This window comes from Pantoea sp. SGAir0180, assembly GCF_043546245.1.
This window is the reverse complement of the sequence record NZ_CP028071.1, coordinates 1,951,516-1,974,694: the sequence shown is the minus strand read 5'-3', so window position 1 is coordinate 1,974,694 and position 23,179 is coordinate 1,951,516. Positions and strand designations below refer to the sequence as shown.

Below are 23,179 nucleotides of genomic sequence, written 5' to 3'. Positions count from 1 at the left end.
GAGAACTCCATGAACCAAAAATATCTGCTTTATATGTATTTGCTCAAGGCGCGTACTTTTATTGCCTTACTGATCGTCGTCGGTTTCTTTAGCGTCATGGTGCCGAATTTTCTGACGCCCTCTAACGTACTGATCATGACGCAGCATGTGGCGATTACCGGCCTGCTGGCGATTGGCATGACGCTGGTGATCCTGACCGGCGGCATTGATCTCTCGGTGGGCGCGGTTGCCGGTATCTGCGGTATGGTCGCGGGGGCGTTGCTGACCGCAGGCATCCCGTTATGGGACGGGAACCGGCTCTTCCTGAACGTGCCGGAGGTGATTCTGGTGGTAGCGCTGTTTGGTGTGCTGGTGGGCATCCTTAACGGGGCGATAATTACCCGGTTGGGCGTCGCCCCCTTCATCTGTACCCTGGGCGTAATGTATGTCGCCCGCGGCGCGGCGCTGCTGTTTAACGATGGCGCGACCTATGCCAACCTGGTGGGCCTGCCTGCGTTGGGCAACACCGGCTTCGCGTGGTTAGGATCGGGCACCTTCCTGGGCGTGTACATTCCGATCTGGCTGATGATCGGCTTCCTGCTGCTTGGCCTTTATCTCACCCGTAAAACGCCGCTTGGCCGCTACATCTATGCGACGGGCGGCAATGAACCGGCCGCAAGGCTGGCCGGTGTGCCGATTATTAAAGTGAAAGTATTCGTCTATGCCTTTTCGGGCCTGTGTGCTGCACTGGTCGGCCTGATCGTTGCCTCCCAGTTACAGACTGCGCATCCGATGACCGGCAATATGTTTGAAATGGATGCTATCGGTGCCACGGTACTGGGCGGTACCGCGCTGGCGGGGGGGCGCGGTCGTCTCTCCGGCTCAATCATCGGGGCCTTTGTTATCGTCTTTCTGGCCGACGGCATGGTCATGATGGGCGTCAGTGATTTCTGGCAAATGGTGATCAAGGGCGTGGTGATAGTGACCGCCGTGGTGATTGACCAGTTCCAGCAGCGCCTGCAGAGCAAAGTGATACTGCTGCGTCGTCATGAAAAAAAGCAGCCGGTCACGCCACGGGCTGATATCAGTCATGGATAACAGGGGAGCAGCATGAACCGCAATTTTAGTGGAAAAACCGTGGTGATCACCGGCGCCTGCCGCGGGATTGGTGCCGGCATCGCCGCCCGCTTTGCCCAGGACGGCGCAAACCTTGTGATGGTCTCCAACGCTGATCGGGTATTTGCCACGGCCGACAGTCTTCGCGCCACCGGGGCCGCTATCCTGGCCCTGCAGGCGGATGTCATGGATGAAGCGCAGGTACAACGCCTGTACCGGCAGGCCGCAGAACGTTTTGGCGGCATTGACGTGTCGATTCAAAACGCAGGGGTTATCACCATTGATGCGTTTGATGCGTTGCCGAAAAGCGATTTCGAGCGCGTGCTCGCCGTCAATACCACCGGTGTCTGGCTGTGCTGTCGTGAGGCGGCCAAATACATGGTGCAGCAAAACGGCGGCAGCCTGATCAATACGTCCTCCGGCCAGGGACGCAAAGGCTTTATCTACACGCCGCATTACGCCGCCAGTAAAATGGGGGTAATCGGTATTACACAAAGTCTGGCACTGGAACTGGCGCGCTGGAACATTACCGTGAATGCGTTTTGCCCGGGCATTATTGAAAGTGAAATGTGGGATTACAACGATCGGGCCTGGGGAGCCATTCTCAGCAGCGATAAGAAAACCTATGGCAAAGGCGAGCTGATGGCGGAGTGGGTCGACACGATTCCGTTGAAGCGCGCCGGACAGCCGCAGGATGTGGCCGGGCTGGTGGCGTTTTTGGCCTCGGATGATGCGCGCTATATTACCGGGCAAACGATCAATGTGGACGGCGGATTGATTTTCTCCTGATCTTTTCCCCGGCGCGTTACGTCGGTGAGGGGTTATCTTAACCCCGTTTCATGCGGGGTTTGCCGCTTCTCTGAGCACAAATATCGCTTCAAATCATTAATCTGGGTCACATTATGCTAAAATAGTCTGCGCTGGTTTTGTCATTCTCGTTGAGAAACCACCTGATAATGTTTATGCCCGGACCTGATGATGTGATTTACAGACCTGTTCTTCTCGCGTTGACTGTCATGACGGCCATCGCCGCCGCCCCTGTTCGTGCGCTGCAAGCCGACAGTCAGATTCCTGCCACCCCATTTGGCGATCCCGCTCGTTTTCGGCAGTCGCTTGACGATCTTCCGTCGCTGGGGCATGTCGAGGAGGATCATCAGTGGAGTGAAAAACTGGCGAAGGCGGCGAAAAGCATTGCAGAAGCCAGTGAAAGCAGCAGCGATGTGACCTTTGGTCAGCAGGCCGGGCAGTGGGCGTTTAATCATCTGCGTGACGAAGTTGCGACGCGGGTGGAAACGGAAGGGCAGTCGCTGCTCTCTCCCTACGGCAATGCAGAGTTCGACCTGAAAGTCGACATGGACGGCAATTTTGACGGGACCGGCGGTAATCTGTTTAGTCCGCTGGCCGATGAAAACCGCTATCTGACGTTTAGTCAGCTTGGTCTACACGATACGGTGGAAGGGGTGGTCGGTAATGCGGGACTGGGCCAGCGCTGGGATCTGGGCAACTGGCTGTTAGGCTACAACAGTTTTATCGATCGCAGTTTTCGCAGCGGCCTCCAGCGCGCATCGGTGGGAACGGAAGCCTGGAGCAACAACCTGCGGCTCTCCGCTAATTACTATCATCCGCTTTCAGGATGGCGCAATCGTGACAGCAGCCAGCAATACCGCATGGCCGAAGGTTACGACATCACCACTCAAAGCTATCTGCCTTTTTACCGTCAGCTGGGCGTGTCATTCAGTTATCAGCAGTATCTGGGTGAAAAGGTTGATCTGTTTAACAGCGGTAATCGCTACCACAATCCGGCGGCACTCTCGCTCGGGCTGTCTTACACGCCCGTGCCGCTGGTGACCTTTACGGCCAGCCACAAAACCAGCAGTGCCGGCGAGACCCAGGATCAGGTTGGGCTGAAACTGAATTATCGTTTTGGCGTGGCTTTAAGCCGCCAGCTGGATGCCAGTAACGTCGCCGAGATGCGTTCGTTGCGTGGCAGTCGCTACGATACCGTCACGCGCAGCCAAACGCCGGTAATGGCTTACCGGCAGCGCAAAACCCTCTCCGTGTTTCTGGCGACGCCGCCATGGCAGCTTAATCCGGGCGAGAGCGTTCCACTTAAGCTGCAGGTACGCGCCAGTCATGCGATTAAGGGGCTGAGCTGGCAGGGCGACACGGCGGCGCTGAGTCTGACTGCTCCCCCGAACAACAGTGCAACGGACGGCTGGAGCGTGATTGTGCCGCCGTGGGACAGCACTCCGGGGGCCAGCAATACTTACCATCTGTCGGTTACGGTCGAAGACAGTAAACAACAGCGCGTCACGTCCAACTGGATCACCCTCAGGGTCCAGCCGCCGTTGTCGCTGGATGAGCCGCCCGCGGAACAGGCGGAGGCGCGCTCGCCGGTTACCGATCCGCTGAGCTTCAGTAACTAACGTCACAATAAAGTGTGATTTTTGTCACACTTTTTCACTGGTAAAAGCACATGCACACTCGAGGAATCGGCAAAAATATCCATTCATCTGCACACCATGATTCTTCGACCACCCAACCATTGGTTTATCCGCCTGTTTGCCTGGCATGGCTCTGTTCTGCCCGATATCCTGTTCCGCCTGTTTCTTAACCTGTTAATGTCGCTGCTCGCCCTGGCGTTGCTGGACTGGTATGAAACTTTGGGCATTAAGCTCACGCTGGCGCCGTTCAGCCTGTTGGGCGTCTCCATCGCTATCTTTCTGGGTTTCCGTAACAGCGTTTGCTATGCGCGATTCAGCGAGGCCCGCCTGTTACTGGGGGCGTTGCTGATTGCCTGCCGTAATATTTTGCGTCAGGTTATTGCCTTCTGTCCGGCAGATGCGGAGCGGGTGCAGGCCATGCTGCTGGCATTCTGTGCCAGTCTGAAACATCAACTCCGTCATACGGATGCACGTGACGACCTGACGCGCCTGCTGGGCAGCGAGGCCGAGGTGCTGCTGGGCCAGCACTCGGCGGCAAATATGCTGCATTTGCAATTGTCGCAGTGGCTGGCAAAGCAGCGACAAATAGGGGTAATCAGCGATATTGTCTGGAGCACGATTGACAACAACCTCAACCAGATTGCGGCAGTACTGGGAGGATGTGAACGGCTGGCCAGCATGCCGGTGCCGTTTGCCTATGGCTTGCTGCTACGGCGTACCGTTTATCTGTTTTGTGCGTTGCTGCCGTTTGCGCTGGCGCCGGACCTGCATGCGATGACGCCGCTGGTGTCGATGTTTATTTCCTACACCTTTTTGTCACTCGATACGCTGGCGGAAGAGCTGGAAATGCCGTTTGGCTATAAGAATAACCATCTGCCGATGGATGCTATCTGCATCAACATAGAAATCAATTTGCGGGAAATGTCGGGAGAGAAGGATCTGCCCCAACCGATGCAGCCAGACTGTCACTATCGCCTGAGCTGAGAGGACGGGGTAAAGAGAAACGGCCCGTCAGACACAGGCCGGGCCGTTTAACAATGAGGGGGTAACGCTTAGAACTGGTAGGTCAGACCGACGCCAGTAATATCGTCTGTTGCTCTGCCCAGCGCATTGTTTTTCTTCAACAGGTTAAATTTGTACTCTGCATAGACGGACATGTTTTTGTTGAAGTAGTAGGTGGCACCCACAGAGGTGTACTTGTAAAGATCGCCGTCGCCAATCCCTTCGACATCTTTCGCTTTCGATGTGACATAACCCACGGAAGGACGGAAGCCGTTCAGGAACTGATACTGAGCCACGAGTTCCAGATTTTGCGTTTTATTCGCAAAGCCCGAAGAATTACCCACTTTGATTGGGGTGGCGTTGAGCGTTTCACCGTACATTGCGGCCAGGTAAATCTGGTTAGCATCGTACTTGGCGGCCGTTGCCCACAGCTGCGCTTTATCACCGCGACCAAAGGCCGCGCTGTTCTGTGCCGTAATGCGGTTCAGGCTGGCAAAGGAGCCGACAAAGCTCAGACCAAAGTCAAAGTCATAGGATGTTGACAGGGCATAACCATCGCCATTCGAACGACGGACTTCCAGACCTGCATCCGTGGTGCTGGTACGGTCGTTTTTGCCTTCATACTGCGCCGCGACGTTCCAGCCCTTAACCAGACCGAAGAAATCTTTATTGCGCCAGGTCAGCAAACCGCCTGAACGCAGGCTCAGGAAGGCATCGGTGTTAGCGGAGTCACCACCAAATACCGGCAGCATGTCTGTATAGCCCAGTGCATCATAGACCAGGCCATAGTTACGACCATAATCCAGTGAACCCAGTTGACCAAATTTCAGACCGGCATAACCCAGACGGGTTTTGTTGGTGTTGTTGGCATCTGACCCTTCAGAGTTAGACAGACTGTACTGATACTGCCAGAAACCATAACCGGTGAGTTGATCGGTGATGGCGGTTTCACCTTTGAAACCGATACGAGTGTAGCTGGAGTCGCCATTATTCGAATCGTCTTTAGAAAAAAGACGCATGACGTTGACCTTGCCTGTTAAATCCAGCTTATTTCCGTCTTTATTATAAATTTGTGCGGCCTGAGCAGTCGGCAGGCCGATCAGTAACGGCATTAATGCCGCCACTAAAGTGCGCTTCATCATTTATTATTTACCCTGTGGTTGTCTTATTATTTGCCCCTCTGGTGGGGTGAAAAGAAAATGACACAAATTGTTAATTCAGCCTAGCGCAATAAGTGTAACTAAATGTGTATTTCAGGGAACTAAACGATAAAAACGCTTTTGCTGACTGGCTTGTGGCCGGTGTTATTGTTTTTCCTTATGAATTATCTGGCAATAAAAAGAAGAAAATGTCATATATAACAGTCATTTGATATATATCATTAACGTGACCTGTTCAGACCAGTAAAAAAACGAAAGCGCTAGCGACCGTGGTGAAATAATCAACCTTTTATGACTAAAAAATAATCTAAAAAGGACAGATTTCATATCATTAGTCTGCGTAGTAATTGTAATTCTGGCCTGGTACAGGTTATTAAATTCCTGATAGTCACCCTGGAAATAAAATAAAAAAACAGATGAATAATTATAAATTATGAAACCAGGAGTGATTTATTCCAGTTCATTCTTTTGTCTTTTATTTGAGTTAATTCATCCCGGTCATAATAGTTTTCTTTTGTTTTGCACAACAACCATGCAAGCGCCCCATTGTGAGGCGCACTTTGCACGCTTTTAAACAAATAATTTATCAGCGATCACAAAAGCAATATTTCATATCGCCCTTGCATAATTCCGCTATAAAAAACGCTACTATCCCGTCTCCCTCAGACTGTTATTCACTATTTATGCATTTTAAATGAATGATCGCCACTCGTAAGTTATTGATAATTGGTTATGCGCTCCATTTTATGCATTTTAGTCCTTGGCTGGCACGCTATCTGCAATCTATCGTAGGACGAGTCTTTACATTCTTAACATTTAACAAACAAACAGATTACCCCTGGGGTACAGGAGAAGGACTATGCCACTGCAGGTTTCGCGTCATGATTTTGATCACTGGATGATGCCGGTTTATGCACCCGCCAGTTTTGTACCGGTCCGCGCAGAGGGCTCAACCGTCTGGGATCAGCAGGGAAAAGACTATATCGATTTCGCCGGCGGTATCGCCGTTAATGCGCTGGGCCATGCGCATCCCGCGCTTCAGCAGGCGCTTCAGGAGCAGGCTTCACGTCTGTGGCATACAGGCAATGGATATACCAATGAACCCGTTTTACGTCTGGCGAAACACCTGATCGATGCCACCTTTGCTGACCGTGTGTTCTTTTGCAACTCCGGGGCAGAGGCAAACGAAGCGGCGCTGAAGCTGGCCCGAAAAGTGGCACATGACCGGTTTGGTAACCATAAAAGCGGCATCGTCGCATTTAAAAATGCCTTTCATGGCCGCACGCTGTTTACCGTTTCTGCGGGAGGGCAGCCTGCCTATTCAAAAGATTTTGCGCCACTTCCGGCAGATATTCAGCACGCGGAATTTAACGATCTTGCGTCTGCTGCCGCACTGATTTCCGATCAGACCTGTGCCGTCATTGTCGAACCTGTTCAGGGGGAAGGCGGTGTTGTTCCGGCAGAGCCCGCGTTTCTGCGCGGCCTGCGTGAACTGTGCGATAAACATCAGGCCTTGCTGATTTTCGATGAAGTGCAGAGCGGCGTTGGCCGGACCGGCTCGCTGTACGCCTATATGCACTATGGCGTGACGCCGGATGTCCTGACCAGTGCCAAGGCGCTGGGCGGTGGGTTTCCCATTGGTGCCATGTTAACGCGTGAAGACCTGGCGCAGGTGATGGGCGTGGGCACACATGGCACAACCTATGGCGGTAATCCCCTGGCGGGCGCGGTGGCAGGGAAAGTCATGGAACTGATTAACCGGCCTGAAGTGATGGACGGCGTGAAGATGCGCCATGACTGGATTATGGCGGCGCTGAATGACCTCAATCAACGTCTGCATCTGTTTAAAACGGTGCGCGGGTTAGGGTTATTGATTGGGGCCGTACTGAACGACGACTTTGCGGGGAAAGCCAAACAGATCAACCTCGCCGCCGCTGAACAGGGCGTTATGGTACTGATCGCCGGGGCTAACGTGGTGCGTTTTGCGCCGGCGCTGAATATCAGCGAACAGGAAGTAAAGACCGGTATGGCGCGCTTTGCCCAGGCCTGTGAACAGCTGTTTAAGGGCCAGGCATCATGATGGTGATTCGTCCGGTCGAGCGGGATGATTTGAGTCAGCTGATGGCACTGGCGGCAAAAACAGGCGGCGGACTGACCTCCTTGCCGGTTGACAGCGCCACGCTACAGGCCCGAATTGAACGCTCGCTGCATACCTGGCAGGGCACGCTGCCGCGTGCTGAACAGGGCTATGTGTTTGTGCTGGCTGACAGCCAGGACAATCGCGCGGTGGGGATCTGCGCCATTGAGGTGGCTGTAGGTCTACAGGAACCCTGGTACAACTTTCGGGTCGGCACACAGGTGCATGCCTCAAAAGAGCTGAACGTGTACGCCACGTTGCCGACACTGTCATTAAGCAATGACCATACAGGCAGTAGCGAACTCTGCACGCTGTTTCTGGATCCCGACTATCGTGACGGTAAAAACGGTTATCTGTTATCGAAGTCCCGTTTTCTGTTTATGGCGAACTTTCGCGACTGCTTTATGGCGCGGGTGGTTGCCGAAATGCGCGGCGTCAGCGATGAACAGGGGCATTCCCCGTTTTGGGACAGCGTGGGCATTCACTTTTTCTCGATGGAATTTCGCAAAGCCGATTTTCTGAGCGGTACCGGGCAGAAAACGTTTATTGCGGAACTCATGCCCAAGCACCCGCTTTATCTGCACTATTTAACCCCGGAAGCGCAGGCCGTCATTGGTCAGGTCCATCCTAAAACCGCGCCCGCACGTGCGGTACTGGAGGCGGAGGGTTTCCGCTACCGCCAGTATATTGACATCTTTGATGGCGGGCCGACGCTGGAATGTGACATTGATGACATCCGCGCCGTGCGGGACAGCCGGTTACTGACGGCACGAAAAGGCGAGGCCCGGCAGGATGCGCCACTTTGTCTGGTCGCCAACACCGATTATCACCGGTTTCGTGTCGCACTTATACCGGTCGATCCGAGCGCTGAACATATTCAGCTTAATGACGAACAGTTACAGGCGTTGCAGTGCCAGCCGGGTGACAGCCTGCGCGTAGTGACGCTGTGTAGTGAGGAGAAAAAGGCATGACGCACCTGATTAACGGACAGTGGCTCGCTGGCGAGTCAGATCACTTTTCTAAACAGGACCCGGTCAGCGGCGACACGCTGTGGCAGGGGTGCGCGGCTTCATCGGAGCAGGTTACAGCGGCCTGCCAGGCGGCCCGGTCGGCCTTTCCGGCGTGGGCAAGACAGCCTTTTGCCGCCCGTCAGGCCATCGTTGAACGTTTCGCGGTACAGCTCGAGAACCACAAAACCGCCCTGGCCGACTGCATTGCGCAGGAAACGGGGAAACCGCGCTGGGAAGCGCTGACGGAAGTGACCGCGATGATCAACAAAATTGCGATTTCCGTTAAAGCCTATCACGCTCGCACCGGGGAGCAGCAACAGGGCGAAAATGCCCTGCGTCATCGTCCTCATGGCGTGCTGGCGGTATTCGGCCCGTATAATTTCCCGGGCCATTTACCGAATGGCCACATTGTGCCCGCCTTACTCGCCGGTAACTGTGTGGTGTTCAAACCCAGCGAGCTGACGCCGGCCACCGCTGAGAAAACGGTACAGCTGTGGCGGGAGGCGGGCCTGCCAGATGGCGTCATGGGACTGCTGCAGGGCGGACGTGAAACCGGCCAGGCGCTGGCGGCTGAGCAGGGCATTGACGGCCTGCTGTTTACCGGTAGCGCACATACCGGTTATCAGCTTCATCGCCAGTTTGCCGGGCAGCCTGAAAAAATGCTGGCGCTGGAAATGGGCGGTAACAATGCACTGATCGTGGACGATCCCGCGGATACCGACGGGGCGGTGCATATCGCCATTCAGTCGGCCTTTATCACGGCAGGCCAGCGTTGTACCTGCGCGCGCCGCTTACTGGTCAAACGGGGCGCGGCCGGTGATGCCTTCCTGACACGGTTGGTTGAGGTAGCCGGGCGGTTGCAACCTGGCGCCTGGAACGCCGATCCGCAACCTTTTATGGGCAGCGTGATCTCCTGCGCCGCTGCCAAAAAAATTTATGCCGAATGGCAGCAGCGCGTCGCGGCGGGCGGCAAGATACTGCTGGCAATGCGCTGGCCCAACCGGCAACAGGCGCTGTTAACGCCCGGCATTATTGACGTGACCGCGGTAGACAATTTGCCGGATGAAGAAGTATTTGGCCCGCTACTGGCGGTGATGCGTTACGACGATTATCCGCAGGCGATTCAACTGGCTAACCAGACGCGTTACGGCCTGGCGTGCGGGTTAATTTCACCTTCCCGCGAGCAGTTTGACCAGCTGTTGCTGGAAGCGCGTGCCGGTATTGTGAACTGGAATAAGCCGCTGACTGGCGCTGCCAGTACGGCACCGTTTGGCGGGATTGGCGCCTCGGGTAACCATCGCGCCAGCGCCTGGTATGCCGCAGACTATTGTGCCTGGCCGATGGCCTCGCTGGAATCGCCGCAGCTTACGCTTCCGGCAACACTGTCACCGGGCCTGGATTTTTCACCGCAAGGAGGTCGCCCATGAAAGCCACAGAAGCCAACTTTGATGGGCTGGTCGGACTGACGCACCATTACGCGGGGTTGTCATTCGGTAACGAAGCCTCGACGCGCCATCAACACCAGCCGTCGAATCCGCGGCTGGCGGCAAAGCAGGGCTTACTGAAAATGAAAGCGCTGGCCGACATGGGATTTGTTCAGGGCGTGATCCCGCCGCATGAGCGGCCCGGCATTGCCGTGCTGCGTCAGCTGGGTTTTAGCGGCAGCGATGCGCAGGTCCTGGAAAAAGCCCATAAAACGGCCCCCGCGTTACTGTCAGCCGCCAGCTCGGCCTCGGCGATGTGGGTGGCCAATGCGGCAACGGTATCACCCTCAGCCGACAGCGCTGACCGTCGGGTGCATTTCACCGTCGCGAATCTCAACAACAAATTTCACCGTTCCATTGAAGCCCCGCAAACGGCCGCTCTGCTGCGAGCGCTGTTTCGCGATCCGCGACATTTTGTTGTGCATGATGCGCTACCGCAGGTGGCCAGGTTTGGTGATGAAGGGGCGGCCAACCATAACCGTCTGGGCGGCGACTATGGTGACGCGGGTGTACAACTGTTTATCTATGGTCGCGACGGCCAGTCTGATACGGCCCCCCGACGCTACCCGGCCCGGCAAACCCGTGAAGCCAGTGAAGCGGTCGCCCGCCTGCATCAGCTCTCGCCTGAAAAAGTCATTTTTGCGCAGCAAAATCCGGCGGTCATCGATCAGGGCGTTTTCCATAACGATGTCATTGCCGTGAGCAATCAGCAGCTGCTGTTTTGCCATCAGCAGGCTTTTGTTGATCAGCCCGGTTTACTGGCGCAACTGCGCGACCGTGTGCCGGGTTTTGTCGCCCTGGAGGTGCCAACAGCCCGGGTCTCCGTGCAGGATGCCGTCAGTACCTACCTGTTTAACAGCCAGCTGCTGACGCGCCCGGATGGCAGCATGATGCTGGTGCTGCCGGAAGAGTCGCGCCAGCATCCCGGCGTCTGGGAATACCTGCGTGAACAGGTGGAAGGCGGCGGTCCGTTACAGTCCCTGCAGGTGTTTGACCTGCGGGAAAGTATGCACAACGGTGGCGGCCCCGCCTGCCTGCGTTTGCGCGTGGTATTAACCCCCGAGGAGCGCCAGGCCGTTAACCCGGCGGTGCTGATGAACGATCACGTGTTCGCCACGCTGAACCGGTGGGTCGATAAGCACTATCGCGACAGGCTGACGCAAAGCGATTTAGGCGATCCGCAATTACTGGAAGAAGGGCGGGTTGCCCTTGATGAATTGACCAGGCTGCTAGACTTAGGAAATGTGTATACATTTCAGCAGTGAAGCAGGTGGTGCCGTCAGGGTTGCCCGCTTCCGCTTTTAAGGAGAAACGATGCAGGACTTTTTGCAGCAAACGCTGTCGGGTGAAGCGCCACGTTTGCGTAGCGGTGAGACGGCGCATCTTCGCTGGCAGTGGTTATACCATGGTCTTTTGCTTATGGAGCCAAAGGCACCGGTTAACCAGGCGCTGGTACTCTCTGCGGGCATTCACGGAAATGAAACCGCCCCGGTTGAAATCCTTAATCAGCTCATCACGCCTTTACTCCGGGGCGAAAAACCACTTCAGCAGCGTATGCTGGTGGTGTTAGGTAATCCTTCGGCACTGCGCGCGGGGAAGCGTTATGTGACCAGTGACATTAACCGACTGTTTGGTGGCCGCTGGCAGCAGATTGATGATGGCGATGAAGCGCGGCGGGTGCTGCGGCTGGAACAAACGCTGGAAAACTTCTGGCAGCGGGGGGCATGTGACGAAACCCGCTGGCACCTGGATATGCATACGGCACTGCGCGGCTCTTACCATCCCCGCTTTGGCGTACTGCCGCATAATCCGCGTCCCTGGCCGGACGCGTTTTTGCACTGGCTGGGCGCAGCCGGCCTGGATGCGCTGGTATTTCATCGTTCGCCGGGGGGCACCTTTACCCATTTCAGCTGTGAACATTTTGGCGCAGCCAGCTGTACCCTGGAGTTGGGGCAGGCGCGGCCGTTTGGCGAAAACGATCTGTTGCAGTTCAGCGCCGCGTCTCAGGCGCTGGCTGCCCTGCTGTATGGTGAAACATTGCCTGAGCCCGCCGGTCGCCCGCGCCGTTATCGGGTCTGCCAGCAGATCACGCGCTTAAGTGAGGCGTTTCAGCTGCATATGCCGGATGACACGAAAAATTTTACCGCGTTTCCGCAGGGGGCGTTGTTAGCTGAGGATGGCGAGACGCGCTACTTTGTCCAGCAGGCGCGGGAATACGTGCTCTTTCCCAATCCCCATGTCGCGCTGGGATTGCGGGCGGGTTTAATGCTGATTGAAGAGAGCGAGCAGACTCAGGCGTTACCTCTCTGAACGGTCTCACCGCGCAGTTTAAAAAAAGAGCGGAAGAGACCTTCCGCTTTACTGCTAAAGGCATTACAATTCTCCACGATTTATCCGAAATTTCCTGATTATTCATACTCTTTTGCAATTCCTGACGCCATTCTTCTTATTCCCTCCATGATCGGCTGAAATATGACTTTTGTGCTTTCACGCTTTTACGCTCACTCGCAGTAGTTGACGTTCAACGTCGTATGCTTGTTTCCGAAGACGCGACAGCGCGCTGTCGTAACGAAAGTGAACAAGTAAAAAAGGACACTGTTATGCGTAAACTGACTTCTCTGTTACTGGCTTCTACCCTGGCATTTGGTGCGGCATCTGTAGTGCATGCCGAAGCGGATAACCTGACGCCACCGCCAGCAGGCAGTGAGAAACCGATGCACAAGCCGATGCACCGGGGTGGGATGGACATGATGTTTGGCGGACTGAATCTGACGCCAGAACAAAAAACAAAAATGCATGAAATTATGAAAGCGGGCCGTGGCGAGATGCAGCGCCCGTCAATCGAAGAGCGTCGCGCTAACCATGCGATTATCGCCTCTGACAGCTTCGACAAAGCGAAGGCCGAAGCCCAGGCGGAGAAAATGACCGCCAACGCCAAAGCGAACGCAGTGGCAATGATGGAAACCCAGAACAAACTGTACAACGTACTGACGCCAGAGCAGAAAAAGCAGTACAACGCGAATTTTGAAAAGCATCTGACTGAAAAACGCCCGATGCATGACAAAGCGGCTCCGGCCCCTGCTGAATAAGCTTCGGGTTAATCACTAAAACCGGTCTGAGACCGCCGGCCTTGTCCACGTTGCGTGGGCAGTGTCGGCGGTTTTTTTATGCACGTGCGCCAGCGGGAAAGCGGTTAAGGAAAAGGGCGGTTCTGTCGCGTCACGCGGTCAACTCAGGGTTACGCTGCAGGTCGCCATCTGTCCGCCTTTTGTGCCGTCAGCAGGCGGTTCAGAGCGGAATGACCGGATACTGGCCGGACAGCACCGGACGGCACAGGATCTTATAACCATCGTGGTCGAACCCGCCTTTACCCCGTTTCAGCCGTCTGGCTTCTTCAAGCGAGTCAACTGAGCCCAGATAGAACCAGTGGTCAATGACATGAATCTGCGTCATCTGTTTCCCTTCTTCCACCAGCGCCACCGCCCCCTGCCAGGGCCAGCAGAAGACGCGGACGTTTTCCAGCGCCGCCAACAGTCGGTCCTGATGATCGCTCACGGACTCTTTGCCACAGCAGGCACCCGCACAGCGGCGTAACGCTGAGCGGAAACAGCCCCGGCTGGGGCTCAGTGCTTCCAGACCTAATAAGCCGTGGCAAAGCTGATACTCATCGGCCAGCTGTTTCAGCCGTTCCAGGGCAGCGAAGCGACTGCGGTATAAACCAAACAGGTTGGGCGACTGACTGAAATCGACATCGCGCGCATACACGACCTGTGGTTTCCCTTCGGGCGTAATTTGCAGCGAGCAGAGCTGGCGATTTTTGCGCAGGCGTTTATTGAAGAGCGGCTGCTGAGTTTTAATCATCTGCGCTTCCAGTAGCAACGCGCCGAGATCGCCCGCCGTGGGGATCCAGCTAACGCGTCGCGACTGGCGCAACATTTTGGCTTCATCAGGTGTTCGGAAATGAGACATGACGCGCGAACGCAGGTTAACGCTTTTGCCAATGTATAACGGCAGCGTGTCGCTTTCGCCATGAAAGGTATACACGCCGGGCAGGTTGGGCAAGCCTTCCAGCCATTCACGCAAATGTTCCGGGTATTCATAAATCGCTGCCGCATCAAATTCGAGGCGGTGGGTTGCTGCACGTCTTGCCAAAACGAACTCCCTATACTGGTTGTCCATACAGCATAACAGGCAGGTTAAATGATCGCCAGCCTCAGATTCATAACCGGTATGTTGCCCGCCAGCCGATCAGCGAGCCTGCGGTGATCAGGGCAACACCTTGCCAGAAGCTGGCGGGCGGTGTCAGGCCCAGCCATAAGGTGGCCAGCAAGGCGGACAGCACGGGCGTAAAACAGGAGGCGGTCGCCAGCAGGGGCAAATTTCCCTGCTGAATGCCGTCGTTCCAGGCAGAGTAGGCCACGGCGGTAGAGGCACCCACGAACAGCACTTGCGCCAGCGCGGCTGCGCTGACGTGTATCGCTTCCTGCTGTGTGCCGAACGCAAATTTAAGCCAGCGCGCCAGCGCGGTGACGATAAAAAACAGTGAAACACCGTTGCTACCGCATGCATAACGGCGTGTCACATTGTTATAAAGCGCCCAGGCCAGGGCTGCCGCCCACCAGCAGATAGCGACGGGGCAGGACACGCGGATCGGGCAGGCCTCTTGTCAGGCACAACAGCAGGGCGGTGATGGAATAGATCAGGGCGGCACCGCCGGTGGGGCCAAAAGCCTCACTGACGCTACGCAGCAGACCCAGGGTCGTACTCCAGAGTAAAATTGCGCTCAGCCCGGTCAGGGTGGCGTTCGTGTAACGTTACGGACATGGGGTTTCAGCAGTTAAGGCAACCCTTGCCGGGCGGCAAGGGTCGGCGGCGTTATTTCCAGAAATCGTCAAAAACAGTGATAGGCGGTCGACGTTTGTGCTCGGTTTTCAGATACCAGCCTTCAATGATTTTCGCGCTGTCCGGATCGATCGTTTTCCCTTCAAGGTAGTCATCGATCATGTCGTAGGTGACGCCCAGTGCGACTTCATCCTGCAGACCGGGGCGATCGTCTTCTAAATCGGCGGTCGGTTTTTTCAGATACAGATGTTCCGGGCAACCCAGCGTTTTCAGCAGCAGTTTGCCCTGGCGCTTATTGAGGCGGAAGATAGGGTTAATATCGCTGCCGCCATCGCCGTACTTGGTAAAGAAGCCCGTGACGGCTTCTGCGCCATGGTCGGTGCCCACCACCACGCCTTTGGTCATACCGGCAATGCTGTACTGCGCTTTCATACGCTCACGGGCTTTCTCATTGCCGCGGACGAAATCCGACAGCACAATGCCGGCGTCTTTCAGCGCGCGCTCACTGGCCAGCACCGCTTCTTTAATATTGACCACCAGCGAGCGGTCTGGCTGGATGAAGGCCAGCGCATCCTGGCAGTCCTGCTCATCAGCCTGCACGCCGTAAGGCAGACGCACCGCGATAAAGGTGTAGTCGTTATCGCCTGTTTCCTGGCGAAGCTCCGTGATCGCCATCTGGGCCAGCTTGCCCGTCAGGGTAGAATCTTGTCCGCCGCTGATACCGAGTATTAACGCCTTCAGGCCGCTGTGGCGCGTTAAATACGCTTTGAGGAAATCCACGCTGGTACGAATTTCCTGCTGCGGATCGATAGTGGGTTTCACACCCAGTGCGGTAATGATTTCCTGCTGCAGTGACATCAACATCTCCTTAAGTCTTTAGCCAGCCGGCACAATACAAAGCCTGTCTTAAAGCTAACGCGCATCCCCGAAAACAACAAGCCAAAGCGGGTGATGTTTTCTTTTTGCTGGTCTGAATCCGACAATTTTTACCTCAGCGGAGGTTTTTTTGCCAAAACGATAAAGGTCAGTATAGCCAGCATGAAGCAACCAAATATCGTCAACGTCATACTGATTACTGATGTGCCGCCCATCCCGGTTACCGGCACGGCGAGTGCGCCCAGAGTGAACATCGTCACGCCAATGACAGCCGAGGCGCTACCGGCACGTTGCCCCTGACTTTGCATCGCCAGTGAGGCGGCGGTGGTGGCAATGACACCATTGCTGGCAATCGAAAAGAACAGCGCAACCAGCAGCAGCGGGAGCGGGGCGTGCGTTAACCCGGCGGCCAGCAGCGCGCTGGAGGCCACGAATGCCAGCATCAGGCCGCCTTTCAGGACGCGATATTCACCCCACAGCGGGCAGAGACGGGCGCTGGTCTGCGAGGCAATCACTAAACCGATACCGTTGGCGGCAAAGCAAAAGCTGAACGCCTGGGGCGACAGACCGTAGATTTCCTGCAGCACGAACGGCGATGCGCCGATATAGGCGAACATGCCCGACATCATAAACCCTTGCGTCAGGCAGAAACCCATAAAGGCACGGTGGGTGATGACCTGCCCCAGCGCAGCATAAGCAGCAAAAACCGAGCCCTGACTCCGCCGATCAACGGGCAGACTTTCATGCAGTTTCCCGCGCGCCAGCAGGATGAGCAAAATGGCGATGCCGCTCAGCACAACAAAAATACCGCGCCAGTCCAGCACGGTCATCAGGGCTCCGCCCAGTACGGGGGCGCCAATAGGGGCAAGGCCGTTAACCAGCATCAGCAGCGCAAAAAAGCGCGTCAGTTCATGGCCATTGTACATATCGCGCGCTACCGCCCGTGACAGCACCGCACCGCCCGCTCCCGCTAATCCCTGAAACAGACGAGCCAGTAACAGTTGATCGATAGTCTGGGCAAGGGCGCAGCCCAGCGACGCGATAAACAACAACGTCAGTGACAGGGTCAGAGGGCGCAGACGACCAAATTTGTCGCTCATGGGACCAAACAGAAGCTGACCGGCGCCCAGTCCCAGCAGGCCGGCGGTAAGGCTGAGCTGTGCCGTAGACGTTGGCGTAGCCAGGTCACTGGCTAACTGCGGCAGGGCGGGCAGATACAGATCGATGCACAACGGTCCCAGCGCAGCCAGTAATCCCAGGGTGATGGCGTAAACCAGCCGGTTGGGTGAGGAAAGCGTCATTTGGCCTCTGATGATAATGTTTAAGTGACGTTGTCACAAAAGTGCATTCAGCGCGTCTTTTGTGCCTGTAAAAACGGCACTGGCCAACACGCAATGGTGCAGTGAGCCAGCATGCCTGGTCTGTTCTGGCGCATTTTAACAAATCCCGCGAGACAGATTGAGTTTAAGTCTGTCATTAACTTGATAAAAACCGTTTTATGTTCCAGGCTTTTCACCACATGGACAAAAAATGAGGAACAACAAGATGAATAAAGTGATGGGATGTATCGCTGCAGCGCTGACGCTGGCTGCGCTCTCTGGTTGTACGACTTACGATCGTGCGGAAAGCTACGTGACTAAGCCAGTGGTTAAGGACGTCAAAAAAGGCATGACCCGCCAGCAGGTCCGTCAGATTGCTGGCCCTGCTTCAACTGAAATCACCATGGTGCATGCGCGCGGTACCTGTCAGACCTATGTGATTGGCGAGCGTGACGGTAAAGCACAGACTTACTTCGTCAGCTATAACGATATGGGTCGCGTGATGAACTACGGCTTCCAGAGCTGTGCTGAATACGATACCGATCCGCAGGTTAAGCAGTAAATTTTCGCTGACCTGAAAAAACGGCTCGCTTATGGCGAGCCGTTTTTTTATCTCTACAGTCCAGCCGGACGCGGCACTTCAACGTAGCTGCCGTTAATCTCCCGCTGATAGTAATGCCCGTCCTGCACGTAGAACCGTCTGCCATTAAAATCCAGCACCCGCATACCGCCGACGCTGCTGACATAGGTCGGAGCAGGCGGCTCAACAACCACGTACTCATCACCGTGTCGCTGATAATAACTGCCATTCAGCAAATAGTAGGTTAATCCCCCAATCAGAACCGCCGTTGCCGCCAGTGGCAGAACGTGGAAATGGTCAGGACCATGCCAGCGTGGCGCAGGACCATGCCAGCCTGGGCCGGGCCGGTACCAGTGAGGGCCGGGCCCCCAGTCGCCGGGGCGCGCAAACACTGCGCTGGGCGTAATCATCGCTAACGCGAGGAATGAAGCGATAACCGTTTTCATGTGCATTCTCCTGCTGTGACTCGCTGCAGAATTCTCCTTTTAGCGTCCAAAAACAAGCAGAAAGCGCACGTATTATTGCCCCTTTACCACGCTTAACGTTTCCTTAACGTGAATGTAAAGAGAGAGGGGAAATAAGGAGAAACAGGCAGGGAAAAGGGAGAAGACCTGGCACCGGGTGCCAGGTCAGATGTGATTAGCTGTGCTCTAATTCACGGTGTTCGTCTTGCTCAAGAACGCGTCGGTCTGTCAGGCCCAGCCAGCGACTGGTCAGGGAACCTGCGGTCATTGCACCATTCACGTTCAACGCGGTTCTGCCCATATCGATCAACGGCTCGATCGAAATCAGCAGCGCGACCAGCGTGACGGGCAGGCCCATCGCGGGCAGCACGATTAACGCCGCGAAAGTCGCGCCACCGCCGACACCGGCAACGCCCGCTGAGCTCAACGTCACAATGCCCACCAGGGTGGCAATCCACAGCGGATCAAACGGGTTAATGCCCACTGTCGGCGCTACCATCACGGCCAGCATGGTCGGATAAAGACCGGCACAACCGTTCTGCCCGATCGTAGCGCCAAACGACGCCGAGAAACTGGCAATGGATTCCGGCACGCCCAGACGACGGGTTTGCGCTTCCACGTTCAGCGGAATGCTGGCGGCACTGGAGCGGCTGGTGAAGGCAAAGGTCAGCACGGGCCAGACTTTGCGGAAAAAGCGCATAGGGTTGATGCCGTTTACGGACAGCAGCAGACCGTGTACCACAAACATAATGCCCAGGCCCAGATAGGATGCGACCACGAAGCTACCCAGCTTAATGATGTCCTGCAGGTTCGATCCGGCAACTACTTTAGTCATCAGCGCCAGCACGCCGTAAGGCGTCAGTTTCATGATCAGGCGCACCAGCTTCATCACCCATGACTGCAGCGTATCGATCGCCGTCAGGACACGCTGGCCTTTCACTTCGTCATCTTTAAGCAGGTGCAGGGCCGCCACGCCTAAAAAGGCTGCGAAGATGACGACACTGATAATCGAGGTGGGGCTGGCACCGGTTAAATCGGCAAAGGGGTTTTTCGGGATAAAGGACAGGATAAGCTGCGCCGCCGTCAGATCGGCCACTTTGCCTACATAGTTATTCTGGATGGCACTCAGACGCGCCGTTTCCTGGGCACCCTGTACCAGGCCGGTTGCATTAAGATGGAACAGCCCGGTCACGAAAACCCCGACCAGCGCCGCAATCGCGGTCGTAAACAGCAGCACCCCAATGGTCAGGAAACTGATTTTGCCCAGCGAAGAGGCGTTATGCAGGCGCGCCACCGCGCTCAGAATTGAGACAAAGACCAGCGGCATCACGATCATCTGCAACAGCTGGACATAGCCGTTACCGACCACGTTAAACCAGCCAATTGACGCTTTGACCGTATCGCTGTTACTGCCGTAAATAAACTGCAGCGCCAGGCCAAACGCGACGCCAAACACTAACCCGACCAGCACTTTTTTTGACAGACTCCAGTTGGCGCGGCTCAGGCGTGACAGCAGAAGCAGCAGCACCACAAAGGCAATGATATTAAGCGTTAAAGGGATATCCATAGAAACTCCGAATCATGCAGCATTCCCCTGGTAAGGAAAGCAAAAGTAGTTATTGTTCATACAGGTGTCCGGAAATGGTATCAGGTGAATTTAGTGCGATCTTATATCCAAATGGAATAGCTTATAACTTTGCTTGAGCGGCCAGTGGCTCAGGAGCCGGAATGCCCGGACAGGAGGCGGCTGACGCCGTTTTGCAAGGTATCAAATACCTGAGTGGGCCAGCCATTTTCGCCAAACGCAGGCATCCCTAGCGGGAACCACAGCGCGTAAGCCATCAGGCACAGGCACAGAGCGCGCTCCAGTTGATTGCCTTTTTGGCTGTTCAGAATGGGCAGACGAAAACGCCAGCGACAGGGCCAGAGCAGAGGAACGCCGGCCGGAGTGAGCATATCGGCCACAATGTGGCTCAGGTAACCCAGCGTCATGCCCTGCAGAACATCGGCGGGCACCGGCCAGCTTTTCGGCACGTTAATCTGGAACAGCCACAGGCCAGCCGCGACGGCAAGCAGGCTGTGGGTGAACCCGCGATGACCAAATGCCCGGGCAATGGGATGCGACAACCAGCGCAGGCGCTGGCCCAGCAAGGACTTAGGATGATCGATGTCAGGCAGCAGGCAGGTCAGCAGGCTGGCGGGAATTAAATGCCACCAGTCCGCCTGAGCCATCACCGGGGTGAGCTCGGCCCGTTTCGCAAAAATGGCGCTGGCAACTGCAAAAAAGATATGGCCTTCGGCCGTCATGATAAACCTGGCTGCAAAAGAAACTGTCAATGCATCCAGTATAGGGATTTATCCAGTAAATGAGAACCTGTGACGCTGTAACGAAGCGTTAATTTTTAAGGGGATGCAACAGGTTACAGCGCCTTTGCGGTTAAGCCTGCAAATGCTCCCGCGTTAACTGCGTCAGGCTGCTCAGCTTCACGTCGGCAAGCGCCCAGCGGGTATCATCCTGATGGCTGGCTGCCGGAATCACAATTGATCGCATTCGTGCGGCTTTGCTTGCTACCATGCCGTTCACCGAATCTTCCAGCGCGACGCAGTGAAGCGGATCAATGCCCAGCGCCTCGGCGGCGTTGAGGTAGACCTGCGGATGCGGCTTGCTGTAGGGCAGATGTTCGGCGGAAGACAGCACATCAAAATAGTGATTCAGGTTAAACATCGCCAGTACCTGTTCCAGCATGAAGCGGGGCGATGCGGAAACCAGGCCGGTCTTCAGGCCGTGCTGTTTGCACAATGAGAGGGCGGACTCAACACCGGGCAGAAGCGGGCGGTTTATCGCAATCAGTTCCATTGCACGGGCGATGATACGCTGTGTGACCGCTTCCTGACTTGGTCCCGACCAGGGCAACGTTTCGTACCACATGCGCACCGTCTGATCGATACGTAATCCGAGCGTATCAGGTAATTCGTGGCGTCGGGTCAAATCGATATTCAGGGTTGAGAAGATGTCCATTTCAGCCTGATCCCAGAGAGGTTCAGAATCAATCAACAATCCATCCATATCAAATAAAGCTGCAAAAACAGGGCGGTGGTAAGACATGTGTCGCTCCTTAAAAAGTTCAGGCTACCTTAGCATGAACACAGGGTTGGTGCGCAGATGAGGCGAAACGGGCGCAGACCGCTCTTTTTTTTGGGAAAATTCTGCAAGGGCAGGTAGACTGAAGCAAATGGGATTTTGGGTTCAGGAGATATCATGACCTATCAACAGGCTGGCCGCATTGCCATCCTTAAGCGTGTCGCTGGCTGGGTGATTTTTTTACTCGCGTTGCTGTCTACCATCATTTCACTGCTGAGCTTTTTGTTTAAGCACAGTGAAAAGAAACCCGGTATTGATGCCGTAATGCTGGATTTCATTCATGTCATGGTGGATATGATTCGCTTTAATACGCCGTTTCTGAATGTGTTCTGGCAAAACTCACCGGTGCCCGAGTTCAATGGACAGATGAATCTGGGCTTCTGGCTTATCTATATTTTGATTTTTGTCGGGCTGGCGCTGGAAGCGTCCGGTGCGCGCATGGGACGTCAGGTGCGCCATGTGCGGGAAGGGATTGAAGATCAGATGATTCTTGAGCAGGCAAAAGGCAGCGATGGTCGGACCCGGCAGCAGCTGGAAGAAAAGGTACGGGTCCCACGCCACACCATTTTTCTGCAGATTTTCCCGCTCTACATCCTGCCGCTGGTGATTGCCATCGCCGGTTACTTTCTGCTTTCTCTGCTTGGTTTTCTCTAAACGATCAGGCCGGTTTCACCTGACCGGCTGCCCGTGCGTCGTCATCCAGCAACTGGCCCACGGCAAACTGCGCCGCGCCCAGCCAGTTGCCGCCAAACACGTTGGCCCGGTTCAGGAGATAGTAAAGCTGATAAACCGGCTGACGCTGCGAAAAGCCATCGGGTAATGGCCAGCTCTGGTGATAACCGTCAAAGATCGCCTTCGGCAGATCGGTAAACCAGCTCAGCATCGCCAGGTCGCATTCCCGGTCGCCCCAGTAACAGGCAGGATCGAAAATCCAGGGGCCAATCTCGCTGCCCGCACAGTTAGCTGGCCACAGATCGCCGTGGAGCAGGGAAGGTTGAGGGTGATGGGACGCCAGGGTCCGTTGCACACAATCAATAATCCGTTCGGCATCGCCGTACAGAATGCCTTTCTCAGCGGCAATCTGCAGTTGCCAGCCGATTCGTTGCTCCGCAAAGAAAACTGACCAGCGCCGCAACCAGCTGTTGGGCTGTGGTGTAGAGGTCAGATTATTATCGAAATCAAGCCCGAACTGAGGTTGCTCGCTCCACTGATGCAGACGCGCCAACTGCTGGCCTAACTGGTAGGCGCTCTGCGGATTCAGGGGCTGAGGTTTGATATATTCCAGCAGCAGGAAACTGTAGTCACGATCGCTACCAACGCCATAAACGTCCGGAACGCGGACCGTCTGGGTACGGCGCAGCAGGGCGAGTTGATCGGCTTCCCAGCTAAACAGGGACACTTTATCGCGGCTGTTGCACTTCACAAACACATCCTGCTCACCATAGCGGATGAGCCAGGCGGGATGCACATCACCCCCGGGGAGTTCGTGACGTTGGGTAATTTCGGCGTTGCCAAATTGCTCGTTTAACAGACGACTAATGGCTGACCACATCGGGTTATCCTCTTTATTCGCTGCCTGAGTTCAATTGTAACGCGGACGCACGCGATAAAAACCTGCGCGTGT

Annotated in this window: 21 protein-coding genes and 1 pseudogene; 12 read left to right on the top strand and 10 right to left on the bottom strand. The window is 55.5% G+C overall.

Features of this window, described 5'->3' with window-relative positions; translation table 11 throughout:
* The first annotated feature begins 9 nt into the window (after positions 1-9).
* From C1N58_RS09230 to C1N58_RS09215, 4 genes are all read left to right on the top strand, one after another.
* Positions 10-1,077, top strand: coding sequence for an ABC transporter permease (locus tag C1N58_RS09230; RefSeq protein ID WP_054633914.1), 1,068 nt, complete (start codon positions 10-12; stop codon positions 1,075-1,077).
* A 12-nt stretch (positions 1,078-1,089) separates the two neighbouring features.
* On the top strand, positions 1,090-1,884 hold the full coding sequence (locus tag C1N58_RS09225) for an SDR family oxidoreductase (protein WP_283786991.1): 795 nt from the start codon (positions 1,090-1,092) through the stop codon (positions 1,882-1,884).
* A gap of 164 nt (positions 1,885-2,048) precedes the next feature.
* The gene (locus C1N58_RS09220) at positions 2,049-3,521 is read left to right on the top strand and encodes a YchO/YchP family invasin (RefSeq protein WP_277284216.1); all 1,473 of its coding nucleotides are present in this window, start codon (positions 2,049-2,051) and stop codon (positions 3,519-3,521) included.
* A 96-nt stretch (positions 3,522-3,617) separates the two neighbouring features.
* Positions 3,618-4,523 (top strand): bestrophin family protein, encoded by a 906-nt coding sequence (locus C1N58_RS09215; RefSeq protein WP_033741099.1) that lies wholly within the window; start codon positions 3,618-3,620, stop codon positions 4,521-4,523.
* A gap of 68 nt (positions 4,524-4,591) precedes the next feature.
* Here C1N58_RS09215 and C1N58_RS09210 read toward each other — a convergent pair whose 3' ends face one another.
* Positions 4,592-5,683 (bottom strand): porin, encoded by a 1,092-nt coding sequence (locus C1N58_RS09210; RefSeq protein WP_162285623.1) that lies wholly within the window; start codon positions 5,681-5,683, stop codon positions 4,592-4,594.
* A gap of 877 nt (positions 5,684-6,560) precedes the next feature.
* Here C1N58_RS09210 and C1N58_RS09205 point away from each other — a divergent pair.
* The 6 genes from C1N58_RS09205 (at position 6,561) to spy (ending at position 13,421) form a co-directional block, all read left to right on the top strand.
* Entirely contained in the window at positions 6,561-7,781 is a 1,221-nt protein-coding gene (locus C1N58_RS09205) for an aspartate aminotransferase family protein (protein WP_394564817.1), read from the top strand.
* Positions 7,778-8,809, top strand: coding sequence for an arginine N-succinyltransferase (astA, locus tag C1N58_RS09200; RefSeq protein WP_033741105.1), 1,032 nt, complete (start codon positions 7,778-7,780; stop codon positions 8,807-8,809). Before C1N58_RS09205 ends, astA begins: the two co-directional genes overlap by 4 nt.
* Entirely contained in the window at positions 8,806-10,275 is a 1,470-nt protein-coding gene (astD, locus tag C1N58_RS09195) for a succinylglutamate-semialdehyde dehydrogenase (RefSeq protein ID WP_394549548.1), read from the top strand. Before astA ends, astD begins: the two co-directional genes overlap by 4 nt.
* Positions 10,272-11,597, top strand: a complete 1,326-nt coding sequence (gene astB, locus C1N58_RS09190; RefSeq protein WP_058708706.1) for an N-succinylarginine dihydrolase — start codon at positions 10,272-10,274, stop codon at positions 11,595-11,597. The genes astD and astB overlap by 4 nt, the downstream gene beginning before the upstream one ends.
* A 49-nt stretch (positions 11,598-11,646) precedes the next feature.
* Positions 11,647-12,642 (top strand): succinylglutamate desuccinylase, encoded by a 996-nt coding sequence (gene astE / locus C1N58_RS09185; protein WP_283786984.1) that lies wholly within the window; start codon positions 11,647-11,649, stop codon positions 12,640-12,642.
* Between the two features lie 290 nt (positions 12,643-12,932).
* Positions 12,933-13,421, top strand: coding sequence for an ATP-independent periplasmic protein-refolding chaperone Spy (spy, locus tag C1N58_RS09180; RefSeq protein ID WP_006118940.1), 489 nt, complete (start codon positions 12,933-12,935; stop codon positions 13,419-13,421).
* Between the two features lie 199 nt (positions 13,422-13,620).
* On the opposite strand, the gene cho is transcribed toward spy, so the two are convergent.
* From cho to C1N58_RS09160, 4 genes and pseudogenes are all read right to left on the bottom strand, one after another.
* Positions 13,621-14,484: an excinuclease Cho gene (gene cho / locus C1N58_RS09175; protein ID WP_006118941.1), complete on the bottom strand. Its 864-nt coding sequence runs from the start codon at positions 14,482-14,484 to the stop codon at positions 13,621-13,623.
* Positions 14,485-14,551: 67 nt separating this feature from the next.
* Positions 14,552-15,128 (bottom strand): annotated as a pseudogene (locus tag C1N58_RS09170) (EamA family transporter).
* Between the two features lie 79 nt (positions 15,129-15,207).
* Positions 15,208-16,032 (bottom strand): ammonia-dependent NAD(+) synthetase, encoded by an 825-nt coding sequence (gene nadE, locus C1N58_RS09165; RefSeq protein ID WP_033741113.1) that lies wholly within the window; start codon positions 16,030-16,032, stop codon positions 15,208-15,210.
* A gap of 128 nt (positions 16,033-16,160) precedes the next feature.
* Positions 16,161-17,351 carry a multidrug effflux MFS transporter gene (locus C1N58_RS09160; RefSeq protein WP_006118943.1) on the bottom strand — a complete coding sequence of 397 codons (1,191 nt, stop codon included), beginning with the start codon at positions 17,349-17,351 and terminating at the stop codon, positions 16,161-16,163.
* A gap of 244 nt (positions 17,352-17,595) precedes the next feature.
* On the opposite strand from C1N58_RS09160, the gene osmE reads away from it, so the two are divergent.
* Positions 17,596-17,931: an osmotically-inducible lipoprotein OsmE gene (gene osmE / locus C1N58_RS09155; RefSeq protein WP_006118944.1), complete on the top strand. Its 336-nt coding sequence runs from the start codon at positions 17,596-17,598 to the stop codon at positions 17,929-17,931.
* A gap of 53 nt (positions 17,932-17,984) precedes the next feature.
* Here osmE and C1N58_RS09150 read toward each other — a convergent pair whose 3' ends face one another.
* The 4 genes from C1N58_RS09150 to hxpB form a co-directional block, all read right to left on the bottom strand.
* Positions 17,985-18,395, bottom strand: a complete 411-nt coding sequence (locus C1N58_RS09150; protein ID WP_006118945.1) for a DUF6515 family protein — start codon at positions 18,393-18,395, stop codon at positions 17,985-17,987.
* 193 nt (positions 18,396-18,588) lie between these two features.
* On the bottom strand, positions 18,589-19,980 hold the full coding sequence (locus C1N58_RS09145; protein ID WP_054687803.1) for an L-cystine transporter: 1,392 nt from the start codon (positions 19,978-19,980) through the stop codon (positions 18,589-18,591).
* 149 nt (positions 19,981-20,129) lie between these two features.
* On the bottom strand, positions 20,130-20,720 hold the full coding sequence (locus tag C1N58_RS09140; RefSeq protein ID WP_394564816.1) for a metal-dependent hydrolase: 591 nt from the start codon (positions 20,718-20,720) through the stop codon (positions 20,130-20,132).
* A gap of 130 nt (positions 20,721-20,850) precedes the next feature.
* On the bottom strand, positions 20,851-21,519 hold the full coding sequence (hxpB, locus tag C1N58_RS09135; RefSeq protein WP_394564815.1) for a hexitol phosphatase HxpB: 669 nt from the start codon (positions 21,517-21,519) through the stop codon (positions 20,851-20,853).
* Between the two features lie 153 nt (positions 21,520-21,672).
* Between hxpB and C1N58_RS09130 the strand changes: the two genes are divergently transcribed.
* Complete coding sequence (locus C1N58_RS09130; RefSeq protein ID WP_039340653.1) at positions 21,673-22,209, top strand: YniB family protein; 537 nt, start codon at positions 21,673-21,675, stop codon at positions 22,207-22,209.
* Positions 22,210-22,213: 4 nt separating this feature from the next.
* On the opposite strand, the gene C1N58_RS09125 is transcribed toward C1N58_RS09130, so the two are convergent.
* Entirely contained in the window at positions 22,214-23,107 is an 894-nt protein-coding gene (locus C1N58_RS09125; protein WP_394564814.1) for a fructosamine kinase family protein, read from the bottom strand.
* Positions 23,108-23,179 lie beyond the last annotated feature (72 nt).